Raw genomic sequence first — 23,770 nt, 5'->3', positions numbered from 1 at the left:
TCACGGGCGCGAGGTTGACGCTCCCGCGGTCGGTGACCGACCGTTTCAGCGCAGCCAGGGCAGGTCCGCGCGGTCCGGCTGGTGCAGGCCCTCGGCGATGACGCGGGAGATCTCCCCGAGCTGCGCCGTCTGCTCGGGAGTGAGCCGGTCGAAGATCGCGGAGCGGACGGCGGCGACATGACCGGGCGCCGTACGCACCACCTCGTCGTAGCCGGCGTCGGTGAGGACCGCGATCTGCCCGCGGCGGTCGGAGGGGCAGTTCTCGCGGCGCAGCCACCCGTTCCCCTCCAGGCGGGCGACGGCGTGCGACAGCCGGGAACGGGTGATCTTGGCGCGCTCGGCGAGTTCCGTCATGCGCATACTGCGGCCGGGCGTCTCGGAGAGCGTGCTGAGCAACGCGTAGTACATGTGCGGCATGCCCGCGTCGCGCTGGAGCTGACGGTCGAGGTGGTCTTCCAGCAACGTCGTGGCGTGCAGGAACGCCCGCCAGGTCGCCTGCTCGTCTTCGGTCAGCCATGTCATGGCGTTCATGGTACGTGCACTTCTTGAAGCTTCAATAAAATGGCGTGTCCCGCCGTCGGTTCGCGACCGGGCTCGTCCGGCTCGTACGACCGGACGCCTCTTTGGTGAAGCCTCCCGCCAACCCCGCCAATCGCGTGACGCAGGTCACAAGCGTGACGGGAAATATCCGGGGACGCGCTCCCCGTTTAGATCAGGTGACCGCGAAACGGGGAGTGCTTGTCCGTTTCAACGACGGGGCCCGTACCCCCGTGAACGACCGCTGGATCGATCGGAAGGAGCCGCCCGCCGTGAGCCTCGACACTGTTGGTACGACCAGCGCCACCGCACCCACCAGCAGCACCAGGCCGCGCGCCGTGCGGCTGCGCGCGGACGCCACACGCAACCGCGAGCGCATCGTCGCCGCCGCCCGCGAGGCCATCGTGGAGTTCGGCCCGGACGTGCCGCTCGACGACGTGGCGCGCCGCGCGGGAGTGGGGAACGCCACGCTCTACCGGCACTTCACCGACCGCGCCGAACTGATCCGCCAGGTCACGCTCACCGTCATGGCCACGACCGCCGAGCGGGCCGAAGACGCCCTCGCTCAGGAGCCCGACGCCTTCGCCGCGCTGCGCCGCTTCGTCTTCGAGGCGGCCGAAGAGCGGATCGGGGCGCTGTGCCCGATGCTGTCGGACGCCTTCGACCGCCAGGACCCCGCCGTCACCCAGCAGATGGAACGGCTGGAGCGGTCGGTCAACGCCATCATGGAACGCGCCCAGAGCGCGGGCCTGCTCCGTACCGACATCGCCGTCGGTGACCTGATGGTCGCCCTGACGCAGCTCACCCGGCCGCTGCCGGGCACCGGCTGCATGGGCTTCGACCGCTTCGTCCACCGCCACCTGCAGCTCTTCCTCGACGGGCTGCGCGCCCCCGCCGGATCCGTACTCGTCGGGACGGCGGCCACCCTGGAGGACCTCAAAGCCGGAAACAAATAGTTCGCAACGCCCATGAACCGGGCGATAACGTAGGGAAGTTCGCCGACATACCGAAGCGCAGTTCTCGGCCGCTCGACCGATGAACACCGCGACCGGATCCCGGACCACGATCCGCATCGTCCGGCGCCTGCTCGATGACACACGTCCCCACGTCCTGTCACTCCGCATCCATTAGTGAGATCAGTTATGCCTGAAACACGCTTGCCCGATCCGAAGCGCTGGACAGCGCTGATATTCATCGCCATCGCTCAGCTCATGGTCGTGCTCGACGCGACCGTGGTGAACATCGCACTTCCCTCCGCCCAGGCCGACCTCGGCATCTCGGACGGCAACCGCCAGTGGGTCGTCACGGCCTACACCCTCGCCTTCGGTGGCCTGCTGCTCTTCGGCGGCCGGATCGCGGACCTGTGGGGACGCAGGAACACCTTCATCGTCGGTCTGCTCGGCTTCGCCGCGGCCTCCGCACTCGGCGGCGCCGCTGTCAACACGGCGATGCTGCTCGGCGCCCGCGCCCTCCAGGGCGTCTTCGGCGCCCTGCTCGCGCCCGCCGCGCTGTCCCTGATCTCGGTGATGTTCACCGACGCCAAGGAACGCGCCAAGGCGTTCGGCATCTACGGCGCCATCGCCGGCGCCGGCGCCGCGGTCGGCCTCATCCTCGGCGGTGTCCTCACCGAGTACCTGAACTGGCGCTGGGCGCTGTTCGTCAACATCTTCTTCGCCGTCGCCGCCGTCCTCGGCGCCATCGCCTTCATCCGCGAACCCGCCGAAGGCCGCAACCGCAACCGCCTGGACATCCCCGGCGTGGTCCTCGCCAGCACCGGTCTGGTCGCGCTCGTCTACGGCTTCAGCCGCGCCGAGTCCGACGGCTGGTCGTCCGGTGTGACCATCAGCCTGTTCGTCGCCTCCGTGGTGCTGCTCGCCTCGTTCGTGGCCGTGGAAGGCCGCGTCAAGGCCCCGCTGCTGCCGCTGCGCGTCATCACCGAGCGGAACCGGGGCGGCGTCTACCTGTCGCTGGGCCTCGCCATCATCGGCATGTTCGGCCTGTTCCTGTTCCTGACCTACTACCTCCAGCAGGTCATGGGCTACTCGGCGCTCAAGTCGGGCTTCGCGTTCCTGCCCATGGTCGGCGGTATGGTCATCGGCTCCACGCAGATCGGCACCCGGCTGATGCTGCGGGTCCGGCCGCGCTTCCTGATGGCGCCCGGCTTCCTGGTCGCCGCCGTCGGCATGGGCATCCTCGCCCAGATCAAGGTCGACTCCAACTACGCCGAAATCCTGCTGCCCGGCCTGGTCCTGATGGGCCTCGGCATGGGTACGGCGTTCATGCCCGCCATGAGCCTGTCCGCGCACGGTGTGCGCCCCGAGGACGCGGGCGTCGCGTCAGCCATGGTCAACACCTCGCAGCAGGTCGGCGGCTCCATCGGCACCGCCCTGCTGAACACCCTCGCGGCCAGCGCCACCACCACGTGGATCGGCTCGCACGCCAAGAGCCCGGCCGACCTGAAGAACCAGTTGTTCGTCAACCAGGCCGCCGTCCACGGCTACTCGGTCGCCATCTACTGGGCCACCGCCATCCTGGTGCTCTCCGCCGTCCTGGCCTTCGTCCTGGTCGACGCGGGCGTCCAGAACACCGGAGAGAGGGTCGCCGAAGGCGACTTCGAGGACATCCCGATCCCGGTCATCGCACACTGACCCGGCACGGCACTCACCCGATGGGGTGAGCGCGTGAAAACGGCAGGGCCCCGCCTCGTGAAGCATGAGGCGGGGCCCTGCCGTTGGTCATTCGTCATTCCATACGCAGCCCCGCGCGGCGACCGTCAGAGCCCCTCGGGCCACTTGTACGAGCTGGGCACCGTCACCTTGTCCGAAGGCACGCCGTACACGAGCGCGATCTCCTCGTGCGCGCCCAGCTTGATCGCCGCCGGGTCACCGGTCTGCTCCTTGCCGTTCACATACACGTGCAGCTCCTTGCCGCCGCCGGTCTTGAGCGAACCGAGCGTGTCCTTTGTGAGCGGCACGTTCCACTCGGTCATGAACTCGCCGAGCGTGAAGTCGGCCTGCACCGGCGACTCGATGTGCACGACGCCACTGGTGTCATGCGTGTGCAGCGGGCTGATCGACTGCTTGGCCTCGTCGATGCCGATCAGGGCGGGCACGACGACGGCCTTGCCGTCCACGAACACATCCAGGTGACTGTGGATGTGCAGCACCTGCCCCTCCTGCCCGAGCATCGGCAGCCCCGCCGCCTTGACCTGCGCGGAGGCGTCGGCGGGCGCGGGCCACGAGACGGAACTGGCCGCGGGCTTGCTGTCACCGCCGCCCGCGGTAGTCGTCGCCGTGTCGCTCGCTCCCTTGCCGCTGGCGGAGCTGGAGCCGGAGCCGCAGGCGGCCAGCGTCACCGCGCTGACCACTACGGCCACGCCGATCCCGATGCGTCGTTTCTGCATGAGCGTGGGGTCTCCCTGTTCAGCCGAACTGGACGGAACGCTTGGCGAGCCCCATCCAGAAACCGTCGATGATGCTGCGCTGGCTGCCGAGCTCGGACTCGGCGGCGCCGAGCGTAACGAACAGCGGGGCGAAGTGCTCGGTCCGCGGGTGCGCCAACCGCCCGGCGGGCGAGGTGTGTTCAAAGTCCAGCAGCGCGTCCACGTCCTGGGCTTCCAACGCCCGGTGACCCCAGTCGTCGAACTCCGCCGACCAGCTCGGCGGCCGCGGACCCGCGTTGCGCAGCGCCGCCAGATTGTGCGTGAAGAATCCGCTGCCCACGATCAGCACGCCCTCGTCGCGCAACGGCGCCAACTTGCGTCCGATGTCCAGCAGCTTCTCCGGGTCGAGCGTCGGCATCGACACCTGGAGCACCGGAATGTCGGCGGCGGGGAACATCTCCACCAGCGGTACGTACGCGCCGTGGTCGAGACCGCGGTCGGGCACGTCCTGCACGGGATTACCTGCGCCGCGCAGCAGTTTCCGTACGGAGTCGGCGAGCGCGGGCGCGCCGGGCGCCGCGTACCGCACCTGGTAGTAGTGCTCGGGGAAGCCCCAGAAGTCGTACACCAGGGGGACGGTGGTGGTCGCGCCGATCGCCAGCGGGGCCTCCTCCCAGTGCGCCGAGACCATCAGGATCGCCTTGGGCCGCGGCAGGTCGGCCGACCAGGCCGCCAGCTCTGCGGGCCACACCGGGTCGTCGGCGAGCGGCGGGGCGCCGTGCGAGAGGTAGAGCGCGGGCATGCGCTCCGGGGTTGCCGTGGTCATCGCGCACCCTCCTTGAAGTTTCAAGCGTACGGGAGCACCACCGTAACCCCATATGCTTGAACCTTCAAATAAGCCGCACGTGTCCGCACGTGTCGCGCTGTCCGCGCTGTCCGCGCGTATCAGCGTGCGAGAACGGCGTCAGCCCAGGCGCTTCTCGAACCACGCCACATCGTGGTAATCGCCGAATTTGTGGCCGACCTCCTCGTACACCCCGACTGGCCGGAAGCCGAAACGCTCATGCAGGCGCAGCGACGCCGCATTCGGCAGCGTGACGCCCGCGTACGCGCGATGCAGGTTCTCCTCCGCGAGGGCCTCGAAGAGCGCCGTGTAGAGCAGCGTGCCGATGCCGCGCCCGCCCGCGTCGTGCGCGAGATAGATCGTCGTCTCCACCGACGTCGCGTACGCGGCCTTCGGCCGGAAGGGGCTGCTGGTCGCATAACCCAGGATTCGTCCCGACGGGCCGGGAAAGTGAGCAACCAAGAGCCGGTGCGGGCCGTCTTTCGGGTGGGAGAGCAACCACGGACGACGTTGTTCGACGGTGAAGGGAACTACGTCGAACGTGATCGACGTTTCACGGATGTAGTGGTTGTAGATGTCGGTAAGAGCGGCCAGATCGCCCTCGCTACCTGGTCTGACCTGGACTTCTGGACGTTCCGGCACCCTTTGGCCTCCCTGTGTGGCGAGACAGGGTACTGCATGATCACAAAATTCAGGTCACGAGATGGGAATTGTGTCCGGATTCCAATCGTTATCCCGATCAGGACGGGGCAACCGCAAGGCAAGAGCCGCACCTGACGGAACCATCCGGCAAGCGGCCCGACCGCCCGGTCCGACCGAGACCCGACCGCACCTTCGTAAGGGAGCACGCATGGCAACCCGTGCCGTCGCCCGTCGTCACGCTGGCGGGACCAGTAGCGTTCGCGCCGCAGGCGGGGAAGTCGCCGACCGCGACCTCGTCGGCATGTACCTGGACGAGATCGCGCGCACCCCGCTGCTCGACGCCGCCAGGGAAGTGGAACTGTCCCGCGACATCGAAGCGGGCGTCTACGCAGAACGCATACTCGCAGCCGATCCCGGACTGCCCGCAAAGGCCGGCGGTGACGCCCGCCGCGAGGAGCTCGAGGCCATCGTCGCCGCGGGCGAGCAGGCCAAGGACGTCTTCATCCGTTCCAACCTCCGGCTCGTCGTGGCCGTGGCCCGCCGCTACCCGCGCAGCGGACTGCCGCTCCTCGACCTGATCCAGGAGGGGAACGCCGGCCTGGTACGCGCCGTCGAGAAGTTCGACTACGCCAAGGGCTTCAAGTTCTCCACCTACGCGACCTGGTGGATCCGCCAGGCCATCACCCGCTCCATCGCCGACCAGTCCCGCACGATCCGGCTGCCCGTCCACCTCGTCGAGGAACTGGGCCGCATCCGCCGCGTGCAGCGCGAGTTCAACCGCGAGCACGGCCGCGACGCGGAGCCCGCCGAGATCGCCACCGAACTGGCCTCGACCCCCGAGCGCGTCACCGACGTCCTCGACTGGGCCCGCGACCCGGTGTCGCTCAACATGTCCGTCGACGCCGAGGGCGAGACCGAATTCGGTGACCTGGTGGAAGACGGCGCCGCGCCGTCACCCGAGGACTCCGTGCTCGTGATGCTCCGCCGCGAGGAACTGGACGGGCTGATCGACCGCCTCGACGACCGCACCGCCTCCATCATCCGCGCCCGCTACGGCATCGTCGACGGCCGCGAGCGCACCCTCACCGAGGTCGGCAAGCAGCACGGACTGACGCGCGAGCGCATCCGGCAGATCGAGAAGCACGCACTGGCCGACCTCAAGCGGATGGCCCGCGCGACCGGCCTCGACCAATACGAAGCCGCCTGACCGGCGCGCTTCCCCACAGACCCGAACCCCGGTGCATTCCCCCCCGCACCGGGGTTCGGCCTGTCCGCGACACCCACAACCACCTGATCGGGCACGACCGCCCCAGGTGAGACGCTTCCGCCTATGGACGACCAGACCGACGCCCAAGCCGGGCCCCACAAGAACGAGCCCCACCACGACGGACTCGGCACCCGGCTCAACTGGCTGCGCGCCGCCGTACTCGGCGCCAACGACGGCATCGTGTCCACCGCGGGCCTGGTCGTCGGCGTCGCGGGAGCCACCGACTCCCGCTCCACACTCCTGACCGCGGGCATGGCCGGACTCCTCGCGGGCTCCCTGTCGATGGCGGCGGGCGAATACGTCTCCGTCAGCACACAACGCGACTCCGAACAGGCCGCCCTCGCCCTGGAACGCGAAGAACTCGCCACCACCCCCCAAGCCGAACTCGACGAACTCACCGGCCTCCTCGAAGACCGCGGCATCAGCCAGGAACTCGCCCGCGAAGTCGCCGAGCAACTCACCGAACGCGACGCCCTCGGCGCCCACGCCCGCGTCGAACTCGGCATCAACCCCGACGAACTCGCCAACCCCTGGCACGCGGCCGGCGCGAGCTTCGTCTCCTTCACCATCGGCGCCCTGCTCCCGCTGCTGGCCATCGTCCTGCCACCCACCTCGTGGCGCCTGGCCGTCACCGTCGTCTCCGTCCTGCTGGCCCTCGTCGGCTGCGGCTGGGCGAGCGCCCGCCTCGGCAGCGCACCGACCGGCCCCGCCATCCTCCGCAACGCCGCGGGCGGCGCCATCGCGATGGCCATCACCTACGCCGTCGGCGAGCTCCTCGGCGCGACCGGCGCCGTCTGACTACCACCCCGCGCCTGCAACGTCACCCCCACCCCCACCGTGACCGCACACACCAACCCGGCCCACAACACGGCGTGCGACCCCGTGAAGGTGCACGCCAACACCACCACCCCCGAGACCGGCAGCGTGAGCTGCTGCGCGAGACCCCGCTTGTAGTGCCGTGAGTGCAACAGCCAGACAGTGATGAGAAACACCGCGGCGGGAACCGTGACCCAGGCCGCCGCCACCCGCGTCGAGATCTCCGCCTTCCCGACCGCCTGCTCGACTGCGATCTCCATCCCCGCCCCGATCGCCGCCGCCGAACCGAACACCGCGAAGTGGCCGTAACCCCAAAGGAACGCCTGCCTGTTCGACACCAGGTAGTCATGGATCGGCACCGCGAAGTAGATCCACCACGCGGCGAAGACAATCAGCAACCCGCCGATGGCGATCGGCAACAACTCACCGAGCGCGTCGTGCTCGTCGGCCGCCGACTGTACGGCGATGGTCGCCGAGGACACCGACTCCCCGAGCACGATGATCGTGAACAACCCGTACCGCTCCGCGATGTGACGCGGATGCCACGTCGTCGGTGCCGCCCGCTCCGACAGCACAGGCACCGACATCTCCGCCACCGCCAACAGCACGAACGCCCACACCGGCGGCGCACCGTGCGGCAACAGCAACGCCATCCAGCCCACTTGGCACAACGTCACCCCGAACGCGTACCGCAGAGCCGTCCCCCGGGCCGCGCCCGTCTCCGCCCCGGCCGCCCGCAGCCACTGCGTCACCAACGCCAGCCGCATCACCGCGTATCCGCACACCGCCAACCGGAAGTCGCCGGTGTCGAAGGCGCGCGGCACACCCGCTGCCAGCATCAGCACACCGACGATCTGCACCAGCGTGGTGATCCGGTACGGCACATCGTCCGTGTCGTATGCGGAGGCGAACCATGAAAAGTTGACCCACGCCCACCAGATGGCGAAGAAGACCAACAGGTAACCGGTCACGCCGTGTCCCGGATGCCCCTCCGCGGCGGCATGCACCAGCCGGACGCCCGCCTGCGCGACCGCCACCACGAAACACAGGTCGAAGAACAGCTCAAGTGGCGTGGACGCGCGGTCTTCCTCGTCGCGGCTGCGTGCCGTCATCCGGCGCAACGCGCCGCTGGTCCTGGCCACCGGACCCGCCGGAGTCGTCGGTTCAGTCATGGAGGACACCATGGAGTACGGCAGGCACTACGCGCAGCGCGCCGCGCGGAATTCCAGGCCGCTCAGCCCCGACTCGCCTGCCCGCTCGGCGAATCCGCCCGCGCCAGCTCCCCCGTGGTCAGGAAGCGTTCGACGCGCTCCACGTAAGGGCCGATCCGGATGCCCTGCTCTGCCAGCCAGCCGTCCGAGTAGTACTTCTCCAGATACCGCTCACCCGGATCACACAACAAACCCACCACGCTGCCCTGTTCACCGCGTTCGCGCATCTCGGAGATGATCCGGAAGGCGGCCCACAGCCCGGTGCCGGTTGACGCGCCCGCCCGGCGGCCGAGCAGGCGCTCCAGGACGCGCACGCACGCGATGGAAGCGGCGTCCGGGACCCGCATCATGCGGTCGATCGCACCGGGCACGAAACTCGGCTCCACCCGCTGGCGGCCGATCCCCTCGATACGGGACCCCGCTCCGGTCGTCACCGCCGGATCGTGATCCCGCCAGCCCGGAAAGAACGCCGAATTCTCCGGATCCGCGACGCAGATCCCCGTCGTCGCCTGGGCGTACCGCACGTACCTGGCCAGCGTCGCCGACGTCCCCCCGGTACCGGCCGTCGCCACGATCCACGTCGGGACCGGGAACCGCTCGACCGCCATCTGCCGGAAGATCGACTCGGCGATGTTGTTGTTGCCCCGCCAGTCCGTCGCCCGCTCCGCGTACGTGAACTGATCCATGTAGTGGCCGCCGGTCTCCCGCGCCAGCCGTGCCGCCGTCCCGTACACCTCGCACGGGTCGTCGACCAGATGACATCGGCCCCCGTGGAACTCGATCAGCTCGATCTTCGACCGCACTGTCCCGCGCGCCATCACGGCCACAAAGGGGACACCGATCAGCCGGGCGAAGTACGCCTCCGAGACCGCCGTCGACCCGCTGGACGCCTCGATCACCGGCCGCCCCGGCCGGATCCAGCCGTTGCACAGGGCGTACAGGAACAGCGAGCGCGCCAGGCGGTGCTTCAGCGAGCCCGTGGGATGCGTGGACTCGTCCTTCAGATAGAGGTCGACGCCCCAGTCCGCCGGGAGCGGAACTGACAGCAAATGGGTATCGGCGGACCGGTTGGCGTCGGCATGGACCTTCCCCACAGCCTCGCTCAACCAGCGACGGTACGCGAGGTCGCTTCGGTCGAGATCCTGTTCCCGCGCCTGCGCCTCTACGTGCTCCCGCTCCGGTACGTGTGCCTGTGCGCGTCGCTGTTCCACGCTCTCCGGGTCCGGGCGTACGGCTGCCGGTGCGGGCGAGGGCGTCGGGTCCGGTGTCTGCATGCGGCCAGGTATATCCGGCCGACTGCCTCAAACGGACACTTGGGGTATCTCCCTCCGGCCGCTTGAGCAGGGACGACAGCCCGGCCACCGACGCCCCGCCGTACCCTGGAGGCATGAGCAGCGCCCCCGATCGCACCCCGGCCGAGAACCCCGGCGACGAGCCCGCCCCGGCGGTCGTACCCCCGGTGGGCCCCTCGGGCCTCGTCTTCGACGATCCGCTCGACCGCCCCTCGGCCGACGACACCGACCGGGGCTGGGGCGACCGGCCCTCCGGCTCGGCGGCCGGTGACGACGACTTCACGCGCTTCCTCAACGAGAAGCCGCCGCACCACCTCTGAGCCGAGCGGACGATCAGTTCCCGCCCCCGCTGCGCGGCGAGACCAGCGCGTCGCGGATGTCGCGCAGCAGTGTGATCTCCTCGACCTCGGCCGCCTTCTCCACCACCTCGTCGTGCTTGCGCTTGCTCGCCTGCCGCGCCAGGTAGCGGGACATCGGTACGACCATCAGGAAGTACACGACCGCCGCGGTGATCAGGAACGTCAGGACGGCGCTCAGCACCGAGCCCCACAGGATGTGGATCCCGCTGATCGTCTCGCCCTTTTCGTTGACGACGCACGGGCCTTTCAGACAGGACGAGTACCCAACGAGATCCTTCGTACCGAAGGCACCGACCAGGGGATTGATCACGCCGTTCACCACGGAGTTCACGATGTTGGTGAACGCGGCACCGATGACGACCGCGACCGCGAGGTCGATCACGTTCCCGCGCGTGATGAATTCCTTGAAGCCTGCCAGCACGCCCGGCTTGTTCTTGTCGGTCACCGCTATGCCTCTTCCGTGACGCCGATGTGGCGGAATGATGGGTTCCGCCATAGAAGGCAATGCGGGTTCGGCGTGTCCAATCGCCGTCCACGAACGGGTGATTCAGCACAATGTCACCGCCAATGGTGACGAGACGGCCGCTCCGGAGAGCGCCGCCGCCGTACGGCGTGGCACGGCGAGCACGACCAGCGCCCCGCCGCCTCCACCGCCACTGACATCGGGTGGGGCGGACTCTCCTGCGGGCTTCGAGTCGTCCGCGCGGCCCGGTACGGCCACAACGGTCGCGTTCGACGCCACCACCCGCGAACTGGCCAGCACATCGATCCGGTCACCAGGGCGCAGCAGCGCGACGGCCGCCGCGTCGGCGATCCGCACCGGCACCCTGACCAGCACCTCGGCCACGTCATAGGGCGCCCGTACGGTCGCTGCGCGGGTGGTGTCGCCGGCCGGTGCGGGTCCGCGTGGGGCCGCCGCGTCATGACGCGGGCCGGTCCCGTGGGCCGCGGCCGCCGCCAGCGCGGCCGCCGTCAGCGCCAGACCGAAGGCCAATGAGCGCCGTCGGCGCCCCGGCGACCGCCGCAGGAGCTGCCGTCGGCCGCCCGCTCGGATCGGCGGGAAGTCCGCCACCGCGCAACGCGGCGGCGTGTACGGCTCGGGGCACGCCGGAGCCGAATAGGGAGTGGGGGAGCAGGACATGACGGACCACCGCCTGACGTGAGGTGCTCGATACCGGTATGTCCGGTCGATGCATCCACCATCGCGCACGGCGCCGACAGCGCTCCGATCCCTGTGGACAACTCCCGACTTGTGGATAACTCGGCCACCCGGAGGCGTGAATTACCGCTTCGCGGAAGGCAGGAGCCAAGGGATACGGGAGTCCGCGTGCTAGGGGAAAATGATCCCCGGGTCCTGGCCCCCCAGCGAGTCCACGCACAGGCAGTCCCGCGCGTCGTTGTCCGGCAGCTCGCCGATCAGGTCGAAGAGCACGTCCCGCATCCGGCCGACATTGGCCGCGAAGACCTCCAGCACCTCCTCGTGGGAGACGCCCTCTCCGGTGTCGGCGCCCGCGTCCAGATCGGTGACCAGCGTCAACGATGTGTAGCAAAGCCCCAGTTCGCGGGCGAGCACGGCCTCGGGGTGGCCGGTCATCCCGACCACGGACCAGCCCTGCGCCGCGTGCCAGAGCGATTCCGCGCGCGTCGAGAAGCGGGGACCCTCGACCACCACCAGCGTCCCGCCGTCGACCGCCTCCCAGCCACCCGACCGTGCCGTGCCGACGGCGGCCTTCCGGCCCACCGGGCAGTACGGGTCGGCAAAGGTCACATGGACCACGTTCGGCACCTGACCGTCGGCTCGCGTCTCGCCGTCGAAGTACGACTGGGCGCGCGACTTCGTACGGTCCACGAGTTGGTCGGGCACCAGCAGCGTTCCGGGGCCGAACTCGGTGCGCAGACCGCCCACCGCGCACGGACCGAGCACCTGGCGCGCGCCGACGGACCGCAACGCCCACAGATTGGCGCGGTAATTGATCTTGTGCGGTGGCAGATGGTGCTTGCGACCGTGCCGGGGCAGGAACGCCACCCGGCGCCCCGCTACCTCGCCGACGAACAGCGAGTCGCTCGGCGGGCCGTAGGGAGTCTCGACCGTGATTTCGCTCACATCGTCGAGGAAGGAGTAGAAACCGGATCCGCCGATGACGCCGATCTCGGCCTGCGCGTCCGCCGCACTGCTGCTCTGCACCATGTCGATCACCCTATTGCGACGCCGGGCACACGACGAAACCCCCACCGTGAAAACGGCGGGGGTTTCGTAAGGTCCGCGAAAGCCTCGGAAGGGCTCAGGCCGCCGACGTGCTGTTCGAGGACGAGGAGCCCGTGCCGGAACCCGAAGAGGAGCCGGACGATGAACCCGACGACGAGCCGGAGGACGGCTTGCTGTCGGACTTGCTGTCCGAGTTGCTGCTCTTGGCGGCAGGCGCGCTGCTCGTGGACGAGCCGCGGCTGTCGGTCCGGTAGAAACCGGAGCCCTTGAAGACCACGCCTACGGCGGAGAAGACCTTGCGCAGGCGTCCGCCGCAGTTGGGGCACTCGGTCAGCGCGTCATCGCTGAACTTCTGCACCGCCTCGAGGCCCTCGCCGCACTCGGTGCACTGGTACTGGTACGTCGGCACTTGCTCCTCCTGGCACTCTCACTCATTGAGTGCTAACGACGCTCAATAGTGCAGTATTTCCCGGCGTCAGTCCACCGGGACCGCCGCACGGTGACCGATCACACCCGACGCGACCACTCCGCGCGATTGTGGCACCAACCTCTCGCGCAGCCCCACCAGCACCGTGAGCGCCAGCGCCGTACCGGCCAACGGCACCGTGAAACCGGCGTGCGAGCCGGCGTGGTCGGCCAGCAGCCCGGCCGTCGTCACGGCGGCCGCCTGCCCGAGCGCGACCGCCCCCGTCAGCCACGTGAACGCCTCGGTGCGGGACTCGCCCGGTACCAGGGCGTCCACCATCGTGTAGCCGGTGATGAGGGTGGGTGCGATGCACAGGCCCACCAGCAGTCCGAGCGGTGCCAGTACCGGCACGGCGTGCACGGCCCACAACGGGGCGCAGGCGAGTGTCAGGGCCGCGTACGCCGCGAGCAGCCTGGTACGGGGGCTGCGGCGCCAGGCGACCGCGCCGTAGACGACGCCCGCCAGCATGTTTCCGGCGGCGAAGGTCCCGTACAACAGGCCGCTGATGCCGGGCCGGCCGATTTCCTGGGTGAAGGCGGTCAGCGACACCTGCATGCCGCCAAAGACGGCGCCGATGCCGAGGAAGGCGACGGCGAGCGCGCGCACTCCGGGTACGGACAAGGCTGAGGCGGGTTTTCCGCTGACGCTCCCCATGGTGGGGTGCGGAACGGGTGCGGTACTTCTCTGCGCGGCGAAGAGGATTCCTCCCGCAAGGGTCAGCGCCGCCTCGGTGATCAGCCCGGCCGCCGGGTGCACCGCGGTGCACAGTGCGGTGGCGAGCACAGGGCCGATGACGAAGGTGAACTCGTCGGTCACTGACTCGAAGGCCGCGGCCGTTGTCATCAAGGGGGAGGCGGCGCTGGACGGGGCGGTTGCCGAGCCGTTCAACGCCACCGCCCAGCGGGCGCGCACCATGGGCCCGATCTGCGGCACGGTGGCACCAGCGGGCACGGCCGCCGCGAACAGCGTCCAGGTAGGCGCATGGGTCAGCGCGAGCGTCACCAGCCCGATGACGGAGACGGTGTGCAGGGCGACGCCTGGTATGAGGACGGCACGTTGCCCGAAGCGGTCGGCCAGTCGGCCGCTCCTCGGGGCGCACAGGGCCATCGAGACCCCAGTGACGGCCGCGGCGGCTCCCGCTGTGCCGTAGGAGCCGGTGGTGTGCTCGACGAGCAGCACCATGCCGATGGTGAGCATCGCGAACGGCTGCCGGGCCGCGAAGCCGGGGAGCAGGAAGGCCCAGGCGCCGGGGGTGCTCAGCAGTTGCCGGTAGCCGGTCTTTGCGTCGACAGCGGCGGGCGTGGGCGTTGTCCCGGGTGGGGAGGTGGGCACCTTGGATGCCACAGCCTGGTCTTTCTGCCGCCTGGTAGCGCGGACGCGGATCCAGGTCCGCGAATGACCGCGCCGAGAGCCGTCCGCTCAGCGCGGGAATCCGCGCCGGCTCTGCGTCAGACAGAGGTTGAACTCGACAAATACCTCACCATGATACGCGGAGACCGGAGCCGTTTTTGCGCACCTGGCGCGGTCCGGACGTTGATCGGATTATCGGTCACCTGGTCGGCTGCGTTGCCGACCAGGCGGCTTCTCTCCGAGCCACCCGGCGAGCTTGCCGCCGCGCCCGACGGCCCGCAGCCGGGCCTCGGCCGCATCCCGTACCGGATCGGTGGTCACCACGAGCAGTTCGTCGCCGCGCCGCAGCACGGTCGACGGCAGCGGTACGAAACTGGCGCCCTCGCGTACCACCAGGGTGACGGCGGCGCCGGTGGGCAGCCGCAGCTCGTCCACCTCGACGCCGTGCATGCGCGAGCCGTTGGGGATGGCGACGGACAGCAGGTGGCCCTGGAGCCGTTCCAGCGGCGCGGATTCGATGCCGAGGTCGGCGGCGTCGCCGTTGCTGTCGCCGGACAGCCGCAGTCGGCGGGCGAACCATGGCAGGGTCGGGCCCTGCACCACGGTGTAGACGATCACCAGGACGAAGACGATGTTGAAGATCCGCTTGCTGTCGGTGATTCCCGCCACCATGGGGATGGTGGCGAGCACGATCGGCACCGCGCCGCGCAGCCCCGCCCAGGACATCAGTGCCTGTTCGCGCCAGGGGATGCGGAAGGGCAGCAGGCTTGCGATCACGGAGGCGGGCCGGGCGACCGCGGTCAGGAACAGTCCGATGATCAGAGCGGGGACGACATCGTCACCCAGTTCGTGCGGTGTGATGAGCAGACCGAGCAGGACGAACAGGCCGATCTGAGCGATCCAGCCGAGCCCTTCGGCGAAACCGCGAGTCGCGGGCCGGTGTGGAAGTTTGGCGTTGCCGAGGATGAGCGAGGCGATGTAGACGGCGAGGAAGCCGGAGCCGTGCGCCATGGCACCTGCCGCGTAGGCGGTGACGGCGATCGCCATGACGGCGATCGGGTAGAGGCCGGAAGCGGGCAGGGCGACGTGTCTGAGGCCGTAGGCGCCGCACCAGCCGACCGCGAGCCCGATCGCGGCACCGATGACCAACTCCAGCGCGATCTCGCCCACCAAGTGGTACCAGTGGTCGACGGGACCCGCCGCCGAGAAGGCGACCACCAGGATCACGACAGGGGCGTCGTTGAAGCCGGACTCGGCCTCCAGGACGCCGGTCACGCGCTTGGGAAGCGCCACATTGCGCAGCACGGAGAAGACGGCGGCCGCGTCCGTCGACGACACCACCGCGCCGATGATCAGCGCCTGCCGCCAGTCGAGGCCCACCAGATAGTGCGCGGCGCCGGCGGTGACGAAGACGCTCAGCATCAAGCCGAATGTCGACAACACCGCAGCGGCGGGCAGTACCGGTTTGATTTCCTGCCATTTCGTACCAAGTCCGCCTTCGGCGAGGATCACCACCAGTGCGGCATAACCCAGGACTTGGGTGAGCTGGACGTCGTTGAAGGTGAAGCCGAAGACGCCGTCCTGGCCCATGATGACGCCAATGCCCAGGTAGATGAGCAGGGTGGGAAGGCCACTGCGTGAGGCGAGGCGCACGGCCACGACCGCGACCAGCAGTACTGAGGCGCCGACCAGCAGGATCTCGTTGAGATGGTGGACAGTCAGGGTGCCGGTCCTTTCAACTTCGTTGCCTTACCTAACATTTTACGCTCTCTTGACATTCCACGGCCCACCGGCCGCCGACCGCTGGGCTGCCCCTATGGTTGCCCTTGCACAACGAGCACCTTGATCACCGGTCCGCCCTGCCCCTCGAAGGACAGCGATGCCCGCACGGAAGAAATCCCGCCGCGTACGCTTCATCGTGATCGCGTTCGTGCTGCTGCTCGTAGCGGGCATCGGATTCGGGTCCTACTGGAGCGTGAGCACCGTCCGCGCCTCCTTCCCGCAGACATCGGGCTCGCTGAAGCTCAAGGGCCTGTCAGGGCCCGTCGACGTCATGCGCGACGCGAACGGGATCCCCCAGGTCTACGCCGACAGCCCCGAGGACCTTTTCCGCGCCCAGGGCTTCGTCCAGGCGCAGGATCGGTTCTACGAGATGGACGTACGCCGCCATCTCACCTCGGGACGGCTGTCCGAGATGTTCGGCAAGGGCCAGGTCGAGACCGACGCCTTCCTGCGCACCCTGAACTGGCGCGGCGTCGCGCAGAAGGAATACGACACCAAGCTCGACGCCACCACCAAGAAGTACCTCCAGGCGTACTCCGACGGTGTCAACGCCTACCTCAAGGACCACAGCGGCGCCGGACTGTCGGTCGAGTACGCGGCGCTGTCGTTCAGCAACGACTACAAACCCGCACCCTGGACGCCGGTCGACTCCGTCGCCTGGCTCAAGGCGATGGCCTGGGACCTGCGCGGCAACATGCAGGACGAGATCGACCGCGCCCTGATGACCAGCCGCCTCAGCCAGGCGCAGATCAAGCAGCTCTACCCGGCGTATCCGTACGACCGCAACCGGCCGATCGTGGACGGCGGTTCCGTCAACAAGATCACCGGCGCGTACGAGCCCGCGTCGTCCGGCGGCCCGCAGGGACTCAGCAGCTCGGTCAACACACAGCTTTCGGGTATCTCGCAGATCATCGACCAGATGCCCGCGCTGCTCGGTCCGTCGGGTGACGGCATCGGCTCCAACTCATGGGTGGTGTCCGGCACCTACACCACCACCGGCAAGCCGCTGCTGGCCAATGACCCTCACCTGGCGCCGCAGCTTCCCTCCCTCTGGTACCAGATGGGCCTGCACTGCCGGGTGGTGAACGCCGCCTGCCCGTACGACGTCGCCGGTTACACCTTCTCAGGAATGCCAGGGGTCGTCATCGGCCACAACCAGAGCATCGCCTGGGGAATGACCAACCTGGGTGCGGACGTCACCGACCTCTACCTGGAGAAGGTCACGGCGGGCACCTACCTTTACGACGGCAAGCAACTGCCCTTCAAGACGCGCCAGGAAACCATCAAGGTCGCGGGTGGTAAAAGCCGCACCATTACGGTGCGCGAAACCAACAACGGCCCCGTGATCTCCGACCGCAGCGACGAGATCCGCACCGTCGGACAGACCGCACCCGTCACCGATCCACCGGGCGGCGTCAACAGTGGTTATGCCGTCGCTCTGCGATGGACGGCGCTTGAGCCCTCGAAGACCATGGACGCCGTCTTCGAACTCGACAAGGCGAGGGACTTCGACCAGTTCCGGGCCGCCGCCGCCGACTTCGCGGTCCCGTCGCAGAATCTGATCTACGCCGACACCAAGGGCAATATCGGCTACCAGGCGCCGGGCCAGGTGCCGACGCGCGCCGACGGTGTGGACGGTACGTACCCGGTGCCCGGCTGGGACTCGCACTACGACTGGACGGGCACGATCCCGTTCAAGTCGATGCCGTACGAGTACAACCCCTCCCGCGGATACATCGTGACCGCCAACCAGGCCGTCATCGATCAGAGCAAGTACCCGTACCTGCTGACCGAGGACTGGGGATACGGCACCAGGAGCCAGCGCATCAACGACCTCATCGCGTCCAAGATCAAGGACGGCGGCAAGGTCTCCATGGACGACATGCAGTCGATGCAGGGCGACAGCAGCAGTGAGATCGCCAAGCTCCTCGTTCCATATCTTCTGAAGATCAACATCACGAACGACAAGGGCGACTACGTACGCAAGGCGCAGCAACTGCTGGAGGGCTGGGACTTCAACCAGGACGCCGATTCCGCCGCCGCCGCGTACTTCAACGCGGTGTGGCGCAATGTCCTGAAGCTGGCCTTCGGCAACAAGCTGCCCAAGGAATTGCGTCCCGAGGGTCAGTGCCTGCGGGTGCCCCCGGCCGGGCAGACCGGGCCGGTCGACAATCTCGACGGCAGCAGCGGCACGGTCCACGAGTGCGGCGAGCGGGATGCCGACGAGGCGCAGCCGGACGGCGGCGACCGGTGGTTCGAGGTCGTTCGCAAGATGCTGCCGCAGCAGAACAGCCCCTGGTGGACGATGTCGACAACGGCGTTCTTCAGCGGTGACCCCGACAAGAAGCACCACAGCGATCGTGACCAGCTCCTTGAGCAGGCCATGAAGGACGCCCGCTACGAACTGACCGCCAAGCTCGGCAAGGACATCGACACCTGGAGCTGGGGCCGCCTCCACAAGCTGGAGCTGAAGAACCAGACGCTGGGAACCGAAGGCCCCGCCGTGCTCAAGTGGCTGCTCAACCGCGGCCCCTGGCAGCTCGGCGGCGGTGAGGCGGCCGTGAACGCGACCGGCTGGAACGCGGCGGGCGGTTACGACGTCGTCTGGGTCCCGTCCATGCGGATGATCGTCAATCTCCAGGACCTCGACAAGTCCCGGTGGATCAATCTGACCGGTGCGTCAGGTCACGTCTACAACGCGCATTACACCGACCAGACCAATATGTGGGCGAACGGCGAACTTCTCCCCTGGGTGTTCTCCGCCGAGCAGGTGGACGAGGCCACCAAGGCGAAGATGGCACTCACTCCGTAAATCACACCGGTAATCGCGCACCTGGTGACGGAAAACGTCACGCGCGAATGACATCACCTGGTGAAGTGGTGCACTCCTTCCGGTGTCACCGCCAGGTCTACGAGGTGGTCGTGCGGTTCCTGCGGAACCCGTTCGACCACCTCGTGCGCGTAGAGCAGCACCATGAGAAGAGGATCGACCGCGGCCTCCCTCAGCCGGCCGAGGACCCGGTCGTACGAGCCGCCGCCGCGGCCAAGACGTACACCGCGCGCGTCCACGGCGAGGCCGGGCAGCAGAACGGCCCGCGCCGTGGTGACGGCTTGGGGGCCGAGGCGCTCGCCGGTCGGCTCGAACAGGCCGCGTCCGGTGCGTCGCAGGGCGTTGGGGCCGTCGTATGCGGCCCAGTCCAAGTCGTTGTCGGGGAGCAGGACGGGCAGTAGGACGCGCGTACCGGCGTTCCGCAGGGTGTCGATCAACTCCCGGGTGCCGGGCTCCGCGCCGATCGACACATAGGCGGCCACCGGTCCGGGGGCGGCCAGTTCGGGCAGGCCGCGTACGGTCTGCGAGAGCGCTGTCGCTGCGGCGGCACGCTCGGCGGCGGTAAGGTCGCGTCGGGTGCGCAGGAGCCGGGTCCGCAGTGCTGCTTTTCGCTCGCGGGCGTCGCTCATACCACACACATCCGTCACCAATCCGTCACAACCAGTCGTACCTTCGTCTTCGGGCAAATACTTGCCCGCTATGGTGCACGGCATGACGCAATCACATCCTCGTACCCGGATCAGCAAGGCTGTGATCCCTGCCGCCGGTCTTGGTACCCGCTTCCTGCCGGCGACCAAGGCGACGCCCAAGGAAATGCTTCCCGTGGTCGACAAGCCGGCCATTCAATACGTGGTCGAGGAAGCCGTGTCCGCACAGCTCTCCGATGTGCTCATGATCACAGGTCGCAACAAGCGCGCCCTGGAGGACCATTTCGACCGCAACTACGAGCTGGAGGAAGCGCTCACCCGCAAGGGTGACGAGTCCCGGCTCGCGCGGGTACGCGAATCCAGCGGTCTGGCGACCATGCACTATGTGCGCCAGGGTGACCCGAAGGGCCTCGGTCACGCGGTGCTGTGCGCCGAACCGCACGTCGGTGACCAGCCGTTCGCCGTGCTGCTCGGTGATGACCTCATCGACCCCCGCGACCCGTTGCTGGCGCGCATGGTGGAGGTGCAGGAACGGCACGGCGGCAGTGTCGTCGCCTTGATGCGGGTCGATCGCTCGCAGATCCACCTCTATGGTGCAGCCGCCGTGGTGCCGACGAGCGACGACGATGTCGTGCGCGTCACCGACATGGTGGAGAAGCCGAACCCCGACCAGGCACCGTCGTCGTATGCCGTCATCGGCCGCTATGTGCTCGACGCCGCCGTCTTCGACGTGCTGAAGAAGACCGAGCCGGGGCGTGGCGGCGAGATCCAGCTCACCGACGCGTTGCGTGAGTTGTCGCACCGGGACCACACCGGCGGGCCGGTGCACGGTGTGGTGTTCACCGGGCGGCGTTACGACACCGGTGACCGCGGTGACTATCTGCGTGCGATTGTCCGACTGGCATGCGAACGTGATGACCTGGGGCCAGATTTCCGGACCTGGCTGCGTTCGTACGTCACCGAGGAGATGCAAGAGTGAGCCATGACGCTGACCGGGTGTGGTCCGTCTCCGAACATCTCGACAGCATCCTGGGTCAACTGACCCCGCTGGAACCGATCGAGTTGCAGATCCTCGACGCGCAGGGGTGTGTGCTGGTCGAGGACGTCACGGTGCCGGTGGCGCTGCCGCCGTTCGAGAACAGTTCCATGGACGGCTACGCGGTGCGGGTCGCCGACACCAAGGCGGCGACCGAGGAGCACCCGGCGGTGCTCGACGTGGTCGGCGATGTGGCGGCGGGGAGCGGTGAACTGCCCACGGTGGGACCGGGCCAGGCCGCCAGGATCATGACAGGCGCCCCGCTGCCGCCCGGCGCTGAGGGTGTCGTGCCGGTGGAGTGGACCGACGGCGGCACCGGTGGCGGCCCGGCGGCGAGCATGAGCGCGCACAGCACCGATCCGGCCGGCGCGGCGGGTGAGGTGCGGGTGCACCGGCCGGTGGAGCACGGGCAGTTCGTGCGGGCTCGCGGCAGTGATGTCGCCGCGGGGGAGTTGGCGTTGGCCGCCGGTACGATTCTCGGTCCGGCGCAGATCGGGCTGCTCGCGGCGATCGGGCGCGGCGCCGTCAAGGTGCGCCCCCGGCCGCGGGTGGTCGTGGTGTCCACCGGCAGCGAGTTGGTGCAGCCGGGTGAGGACCTCGGACCCGGTCAGATTTACGACTCCAACAGTTTCGCGCTCACCGCCGCCGCGCGGGCGGCGGGCGCCATCGCGTATCGCGTCGGCGCCGTCGCCGACGAGGTGGAGACGCTTCGCGCCACCATCGAGGACCAGCTCATCCGCGCCGACATCATCGTCACCAGCGGCGGGGTGAGCGTCGGCGCGTACGACGTCGTCAAAGAAGCGCTGTCGTCGATCGCGGACGGCAGTGAGATGAACGTCAACGGCGACGACGGTGAGGGTGACATCTCCGCGCCAAGTGGACATGTCGACTTCCGCAAGCTCGCGATGCAACCGGGCAAGCCGCAGGGCTTCGGGCGGATCGGCCCCGACCGCACACCGCTGCTCGCGCTGCCCGGCAATCCGGTGAGCGCGTACGTGTCCTTCGAGCTGTTCGTCCGCCCCGCGATCCGCACGCTGATGGGTGCCGGGTCGGTGCACCGGGAGGTCGTGCGCGCGGTGTGCGTCACCGCGATCGAGAGGTCGCCGGAAGGCAGGCGGCAGTTCCTGCGCGGTCACTACGACCGGGCGTCCGGTACGGTCACGGCGGTCGGCGGTTCCGGGTCGCACCTGGTCAGGGCGCTCGCGCATGCCGACGCGCTGATTGTCGTACCGGAAGCCGACACCTCGGTCGAGGCCGGAGCGGATGTCGAAGTGGTGGTGCTGGAGCCGTAGGCGATCGGCCGCCGGGCGGTCCGCGCGCACACCGGCGCGGACCCGCGGGCCGCGCGGAGGTCCCTGCCGGTACGGTGTCTGCCCAAGAGACCGTACCGGGAGAACGATGAGCAGCGCGCAGCAGCACCTCACCCACCTCGACGAGGCAGGCGCGGCCCGAATGGTCGACGTCTCCGCCAAGGACGTCACCGCGCGCACGGCCAAGGCGACAGGACGGGTCCTGGTCGATCCCGGCGTCATCAAACTTCTGCGCGGCGCAGGCGTTCCGAAGGGCGACGCCATCGCCACCGCGCGGATCGCCGGGATCATGGGCGCCAAGCGCACCCCTGACCTGATCCCGCTCTGTCACCCGTTGGCGGTGTCCGGTGTGACAGTCGACCTGGTGGTGGCCGACGACGCCGTGGAGATCACCGCCACCGTGAAGACCACCGACCGCACCGGGGTGGAGATGGAGGCGCTGACCGCGGTCACCGTCGCCGCGCTCACGGTCATCGACATGGTGAAGGCCGTCGACAAGGCGGCGGTCATCACCGATGTGCGGGTCGAGGAGAAGACCGGCGGCAAGTCCGGCGACTGGCACCGCGCATGACCGCGCCCGCCGTACCGCAGGCCGCGCCGGGCCGCACCCTGCGCGCGCTCGCCGTCACCGCGTCCAACCGCGCCTCCGCGGGGGTGTACGAGGACCGCGGCGGCCCGCTGATCGTCGCCGCGCTCCGGGAGTGGGGTTTCACCGTGGACGGCCCGCGGGTCGTACCCGACGGCGCGCCCGTCGGCGAGGCGCTGCGGGAGGCGGCCGAGGCCGCGTACGACGTGGTGGTGACCACCGGAGGCACCGGTATCTCGCCGACGGACCGTACTCCCGAGGTCACCCGGGAACTGCTCGACTACGAGATCCCCGGTATCGCCGAGGCGATCCGCGCGGCGGGCCGGGAGAAGGTGCCGACCGCCGTGCTCTCCCGTGGCGTGGCGGGGGTGTGCGGGCGCACGCTGGTGGTGAACCTTCCCGGTTCGAGCGGCGGGGTCAAGGACGGCCTCGCCGTACTCGCCCCGCTCCTGGTGCACGCCGTCGACCAGATCCATGGCGGCGATCACTTGAATGACCAAACGACTTCAGTCCCTGGGAGACCGAGCTGAACGGGTCCTGGCCGGTTGAGTTGGTGGACGGTGACATCACCCTCCGCCCGATCCGGATGCGTGACCAGCGCGCCTGGCGCGAGGTCAACCGGCGCAACCGCGACTGGCTGCGTCCGTGGGAGGCCACCGTGCCGCCCGCCCCGCCCGGCCATGTCGCGCAGCGCCCCACGTACCGTCAGATGGTGCGGCACCTGCGCTCGGAGGCGAGCGCGGGCCGGATGCTGCCGTTCGTGATCGAGTACCAGGGGCGGCTCGCGGGGCAGCTCACCGTCGCGGGCATCACCTGGGGGTCGATGTGCTCGGCGCACGTCGGTTACTGGGTGGACGAGGCGGTCGCCGGGCGCGGTGTGATGCCGACGTCGGTGGCGCTCGCCGTCGACCACTGCTTCCGGCGCGTCGGACTGCACCGCGTCGAGGTGTGCATTCGCCCGGAGAACGGTCCCAGCCGCAGGGTGGCCGAAAAGCTCGGTTTCCGGGAGGAGGGGCTGCGTCCGCGCTATCTGCATATCGACGGTGGATGGCGGGACCATCTGGTCTACGCGCTGACGGCGGAAGAAGTCCCCGAGGGGTTGCTGAACCGCTGGCGGCAGGCCAGGCCCGGGACGCACCAGAAATAAAACAATTGTTCGAAAATGAAGCCAATCGCAAAAAAATCTCGGCATATCAGCCAGATCGTG

Annotated in this window: 24 protein-coding genes; 11 read left to right on the top strand and 13 right to left on the bottom strand. The window is 68.8% G+C overall.

The window, feature by feature from the left end:
• Positions 1 to 45: 45 nt before the first annotated feature.
• Positions 46 to 531, bottom strand: coding sequence for a MarR family transcriptional regulator (locus ACIP4Z_RS21965; protein ID WP_391043331.1), 486 nt, complete (start codon positions 529 to 531; stop codon positions 46 to 48).
• A gap of 278 nt (positions 532 to 809) precedes the next feature.
• Here ACIP4Z_RS21965 and ACIP4Z_RS21960 point away from each other — a divergent pair, with 278 nt between their 5' ends.
• Positions 810 to 1,493: a TetR/AcrR family transcriptional regulator gene (locus tag ACIP4Z_RS21960; RefSeq protein WP_401310474.1), complete on the top strand. Its 684-nt coding sequence runs from the start codon at positions 810 to 812 to the stop codon at positions 1,491 to 1,493.
• Between the two features lie 186 nt (positions 1,494 to 1,679).
• Positions 1,680 to 3,185, top strand: a complete 1,506-nt coding sequence (locus ACIP4Z_RS21955; RefSeq protein ID WP_391162381.1) for a DHA2 family efflux MFS transporter permease subunit — start codon at positions 1,680 to 1,682, stop codon at positions 3,183 to 3,185.
• Positions 3,186 to 3,310: 125 nt separating this feature from the next.
• Here ACIP4Z_RS21955 and ACIP4Z_RS21950 read toward each other — a convergent pair whose 3' ends face one another.
• The 3 genes from ACIP4Z_RS21950 to ACIP4Z_RS21940 all read right to left on the bottom strand — a co-directional run bounded on the left by ACIP4Z_RS21950 (position 3,311) and on the right by ACIP4Z_RS21940 (position 5,405).
• A complete protein-coding gene (locus tag ACIP4Z_RS21950) occupies positions 3,311 to 3,940 on the bottom strand; it encodes a hypothetical protein (RefSeq protein ID WP_401310470.1) in 630 nt (209 codons plus the stop codon).
• Between the two features lie 19 nt (positions 3,941 to 3,959).
• Positions 3,960 to 4,745: a dioxygenase gene (locus tag ACIP4Z_RS21945; protein WP_401310467.1), complete on the bottom strand. Its 786-nt coding sequence runs from the start codon at positions 4,743 to 4,745 to the stop codon at positions 3,960 to 3,962.
• Positions 4,746 to 4,883: 138 nt separating this feature from the next.
• Positions 4,884 to 5,405, bottom strand: coding sequence for a GNAT family N-acetyltransferase (locus ACIP4Z_RS21940; protein WP_401310464.1), 522 nt, complete (start codon positions 5,403 to 5,405; stop codon positions 4,884 to 4,886).
• A gap of 208 nt (positions 5,406 to 5,613) precedes the next feature.
• Here ACIP4Z_RS21940 and ACIP4Z_RS21935 point away from each other — a divergent pair, with 208 nt between their 5' ends.
• Together ACIP4Z_RS21935 and ACIP4Z_RS21930 are read left to right on the top strand one after the other, a co-directional pair.
• The gene (locus ACIP4Z_RS21935; RefSeq protein ID WP_355337827.1) at positions 5,614 to 6,612 is read left to right on the top strand and encodes a sigma-70 family RNA polymerase sigma factor; all 999 of its coding nucleotides are present in this window, start codon (positions 5,614 to 5,616) and stop codon (positions 6,610 to 6,612) included.
• Positions 6,613 to 6,735: 123 nt separating this feature from the next.
• Complete coding sequence (locus ACIP4Z_RS21930) at positions 6,736 to 7,470, top strand: VIT family protein (RefSeq protein ID WP_355337831.1); 735 nt, start codon at positions 6,736 to 6,738, stop codon at positions 7,468 to 7,470.
• Here ACIP4Z_RS21930 and ACIP4Z_RS21925 read toward each other — a convergent pair.
• Both ACIP4Z_RS21925 and ACIP4Z_RS21920 read right to left on the bottom strand, forming a co-directional pair.
• A complete protein-coding gene (locus ACIP4Z_RS21925) occupies positions 7,428 to 8,660 on the bottom strand; it encodes a low temperature requirement protein A (protein WP_401310721.1) in 1,233 nt (410 codons plus the stop codon). The genes ACIP4Z_RS21930 and ACIP4Z_RS21925 overlap by 43 nt on opposite strands.
• Positions 8,661 to 8,722: 62 nt before the next feature.
• Positions 8,723 to 9,805 (bottom strand): PLP-dependent cysteine synthase family protein, encoded by a 1,083-nt coding sequence (locus ACIP4Z_RS21920; protein ID WP_401310460.1) that lies wholly within the window; start codon positions 9,803 to 9,805, stop codon positions 8,723 to 8,725.
• A gap of 281 nt (positions 9,806 to 10,086) precedes the next feature.
• On the opposite strand from ACIP4Z_RS21920, the gene ACIP4Z_RS21915 reads away from it, so the two are divergent.
• The gene (locus tag ACIP4Z_RS21915; protein WP_401310457.1) at positions 10,087 to 10,311 is read left to right on the top strand and encodes a hypothetical protein; all 225 of its coding nucleotides are present in this window, start codon (positions 10,087 to 10,089) and stop codon (positions 10,309 to 10,311) included.
• A gap of 13 nt (positions 10,312 to 10,324) precedes the next feature.
• On the opposite strand, the gene mscL is transcribed toward ACIP4Z_RS21915, so the two are convergent.
• The 6 genes from mscL to ACIP4Z_RS21885 all read right to left on the bottom strand — a co-directional run bounded on the left by mscL (position 10,325) and on the right by ACIP4Z_RS21885 (position 16,094).
• A complete protein-coding gene (gene mscL / locus ACIP4Z_RS21910; RefSeq protein ID WP_391162377.1) occupies positions 10,325 to 10,795 on the bottom strand; it encodes a large conductance mechanosensitive channel protein MscL in 471 nt (156 codons plus the stop codon).
• A 102-nt stretch (positions 10,796 to 10,897) separates the two neighbouring features.
• Positions 10,898 to 11,344, bottom strand: a complete 447-nt coding sequence (locus tag ACIP4Z_RS21905; RefSeq protein WP_401310454.1) for a hypothetical protein — start codon at positions 11,342 to 11,344, stop codon at positions 10,898 to 10,900.
• Positions 11,345 to 11,680: 336 nt separating this feature from the next.
• Positions 11,681 to 12,538 carry an S-methyl-5'-thioadenosine phosphorylase gene (locus ACIP4Z_RS21900; RefSeq protein ID WP_401310451.1) on the bottom strand — a complete coding sequence of 286 codons (858 nt, stop codon included), beginning with the start codon at positions 12,536 to 12,538 and terminating at the stop codon, positions 11,681 to 11,683.
• 94 nt (positions 12,539 to 12,632) lie between these two features.
• Positions 12,633 to 12,965, bottom strand: a complete 333-nt coding sequence (locus tag ACIP4Z_RS21895) for an FmdB family zinc ribbon protein (RefSeq protein ID WP_391043359.1) — start codon at positions 12,963 to 12,965, stop codon at positions 12,633 to 12,635.
• A gap of 66 nt (positions 12,966 to 13,031) precedes the next feature.
• Positions 13,032 to 14,354: an MFS transporter gene (locus ACIP4Z_RS21890; protein WP_401310718.1), complete on the bottom strand. Its 1,323-nt coding sequence runs from the start codon at positions 14,352 to 14,354 to the stop codon at positions 13,032 to 13,034.
• Between the two features lie 210 nt (positions 14,355 to 14,564).
• Complete coding sequence (locus tag ACIP4Z_RS21885; RefSeq protein ID WP_401310715.1) at positions 14,565 to 16,094, bottom strand: potassium/proton antiporter; 1,530 nt, start codon at positions 16,092 to 16,094, stop codon at positions 14,565 to 14,567.
• A 157-nt stretch (positions 16,095 to 16,251) separates the two neighbouring features.
• Between ACIP4Z_RS21885 and ACIP4Z_RS21880 the strand changes: the two genes are divergently transcribed.
• Positions 16,252 to 18,966, top strand: coding sequence for a penicillin acylase family protein (locus tag ACIP4Z_RS21880; protein WP_401310448.1), 2,715 nt, complete (start codon positions 16,252 to 16,254; stop codon positions 18,964 to 18,966).
• Between the two features lie 53 nt (positions 18,967 to 19,019).
• Here ACIP4Z_RS21880 and ACIP4Z_RS21875 read toward each other — a convergent pair whose 3' ends face one another.
• Positions 19,020 to 19,613, bottom strand: coding sequence for a 5-formyltetrahydrofolate cyclo-ligase (locus ACIP4Z_RS21875; RefSeq protein WP_401310445.1), 594 nt, complete (start codon positions 19,611 to 19,613; stop codon positions 19,020 to 19,022).
• Positions 19,614 to 19,695: 82 nt separating this feature from the next.
• Here ACIP4Z_RS21875 and galU point away from each other — a divergent pair, with 82 nt between their 5' ends.
• The 5 genes from galU (at position 19,696) to ACIP4Z_RS21850 (ending at position 23,710) form a co-directional block, all read left to right on the top strand.
• The gene (galU, locus tag ACIP4Z_RS21870) at positions 19,696 to 20,610 is read left to right on the top strand and encodes a UTP--glucose-1-phosphate uridylyltransferase GalU (RefSeq protein WP_401310442.1); all 915 of its coding nucleotides are present in this window, start codon (positions 19,696 to 19,698) and stop codon (positions 20,608 to 20,610) included.
• Positions 20,607 to 21,959 (top strand): gephyrin-like molybdotransferase Glp, encoded by a 1,353-nt coding sequence (gene glp, locus ACIP4Z_RS21865; protein WP_391162371.1) that lies wholly within the window; start codon positions 20,607 to 20,609, stop codon positions 21,957 to 21,959. The genes galU and glp overlap by 4 nt, the downstream gene beginning before the upstream one ends.
• Before the next feature lie 106 nt (positions 21,960 to 22,065).
• The gene (moaC, locus tag ACIP4Z_RS21860; RefSeq protein ID WP_401310439.1) at positions 22,066 to 22,548 is read left to right on the top strand and encodes a cyclic pyranopterin monophosphate synthase MoaC; all 483 of its coding nucleotides are present in this window, start codon (positions 22,066 to 22,068) and stop codon (positions 22,546 to 22,548) included.
• Positions 22,545 to 23,093 carry a molybdenum cofactor biosynthesis protein B gene (locus ACIP4Z_RS21855; RefSeq protein ID WP_401310436.1) on the top strand — a complete coding sequence of 183 codons (549 nt, stop codon included), beginning with the start codon at positions 22,545 to 22,547 and terminating at the stop codon, positions 23,091 to 23,093. The genes moaC and ACIP4Z_RS21855 overlap by 4 nt, the downstream gene beginning before the upstream one ends.
• Positions 23,090 to 23,710 (top strand): GNAT family N-acetyltransferase, encoded by a 621-nt coding sequence (locus ACIP4Z_RS21850; protein ID WP_401310712.1) that lies wholly within the window; start codon positions 23,090 to 23,092, stop codon positions 23,708 to 23,710. The genes ACIP4Z_RS21855 and ACIP4Z_RS21850 overlap by 4 nt, the downstream gene beginning before the upstream one ends.
• Positions 23,711 to 23,770: the final 60 nt, after the last annotated feature.

The sequence above is a fragment of the Streptomyces sp. NPDC088910 genome, from assembly GCF_044749865.1.
Taxonomy (GTDB): Bacteria; Actinomycetota; Actinomycetes; order Streptomycetales; family Streptomycetaceae; genus Actinacidiphila.
Note: the sequence above shows the minus strand (reverse complement) of the source record. Positions and strands in the feature narration are given on the sequence as shown.

Excerpts from the sequence above, each read along its gene's own strand:
- ACIP4Z_RS21965 (WP_391043331.1), bottom strand. The coding sequence starts at position 531 with ATGAACGCCATGACATGGCTGACCGAAGACGAGCAGGCGACCTGGCGG.
- ACIP4Z_RS21955 (WP_391162381.1), top strand. The coding sequence starts at position 1,680 with ATGCCTGAAACACGCTTGCCCGATCCGAAGCGCTGGACAGCGCTGATA.
- ACIP4Z_RS21950 (WP_401310470.1), bottom strand. The coding sequence starts at position 3,940 with ATGCAGAAACGACGCATCGGGATCGGCGTGGCCGTAGTGGTCAGCGCG.
- ACIP4Z_RS21945 (WP_401310467.1), bottom strand. The coding sequence starts at position 4,745 with ATGACCACGGCAACCCCGGAGCGCATGCCCGCGCTCTACCTCTCGCAC.
- ACIP4Z_RS21935 (WP_355337827.1), top strand. The coding sequence starts at position 5,614 with ATGGCAACCCGTGCCGTCGCCCGTCGTCACGCTGGCGGGACCAGTAGC.
- ACIP4Z_RS21930 (WP_355337831.1), top strand. The coding sequence starts at position 6,736 with ATGGACGACCAGACCGACGCCCAAGCCGGGCCCCACAAGAACGAGCCC.
- ACIP4Z_RS21925 (WP_401310721.1), bottom strand. The coding sequence starts at position 8,660 with ATGACTGAACCGACGACTCCGGCGGGTCCGGTGGCCAGGACCAGCGGC.
- ACIP4Z_RS21915 (WP_401310457.1), top strand. The coding sequence starts at position 10,087 with ATGAGCAGCGCCCCCGATCGCACCCCGGCCGAGAACCCCGGCGACGAG.
- ACIP4Z_RS21900 (WP_401310451.1), bottom strand. The coding sequence starts at position 12,538 with ATGGTGCAGAGCAGCAGTGCGGCGGACGCGCAGGCCGAGATCGGCGTC.
- ACIP4Z_RS21880 (WP_401310448.1), top strand. The coding sequence starts at position 16,252 with ATGCCCGCACGGAAGAAATCCCGCCGCGTACGCTTCATCGTGATCGCG.
- ACIP4Z_RS21875 (WP_401310445.1), bottom strand. The coding sequence starts at position 19,613 with ATGAGCGACGCCCGCGAGCGAAAAGCAGCACTGCGGACCCGGCTCCTG.
- galU (WP_401310442.1), top strand. The coding sequence starts at position 19,696 with ATGACGCAATCACATCCTCGTACCCGGATCAGCAAGGCTGTGATCCCT.
- moaC (WP_401310439.1), top strand. The coding sequence starts at position 22,066 with ATGAGCAGCGCGCAGCAGCACCTCACCCACCTCGACGAGGCAGGCGCG.
- ACIP4Z_RS21855 (WP_401310436.1), top strand. The coding sequence starts at position 22,545 with ATGACCGCGCCCGCCGTACCGCAGGCCGCGCCGGGCCGCACCCTGCGC.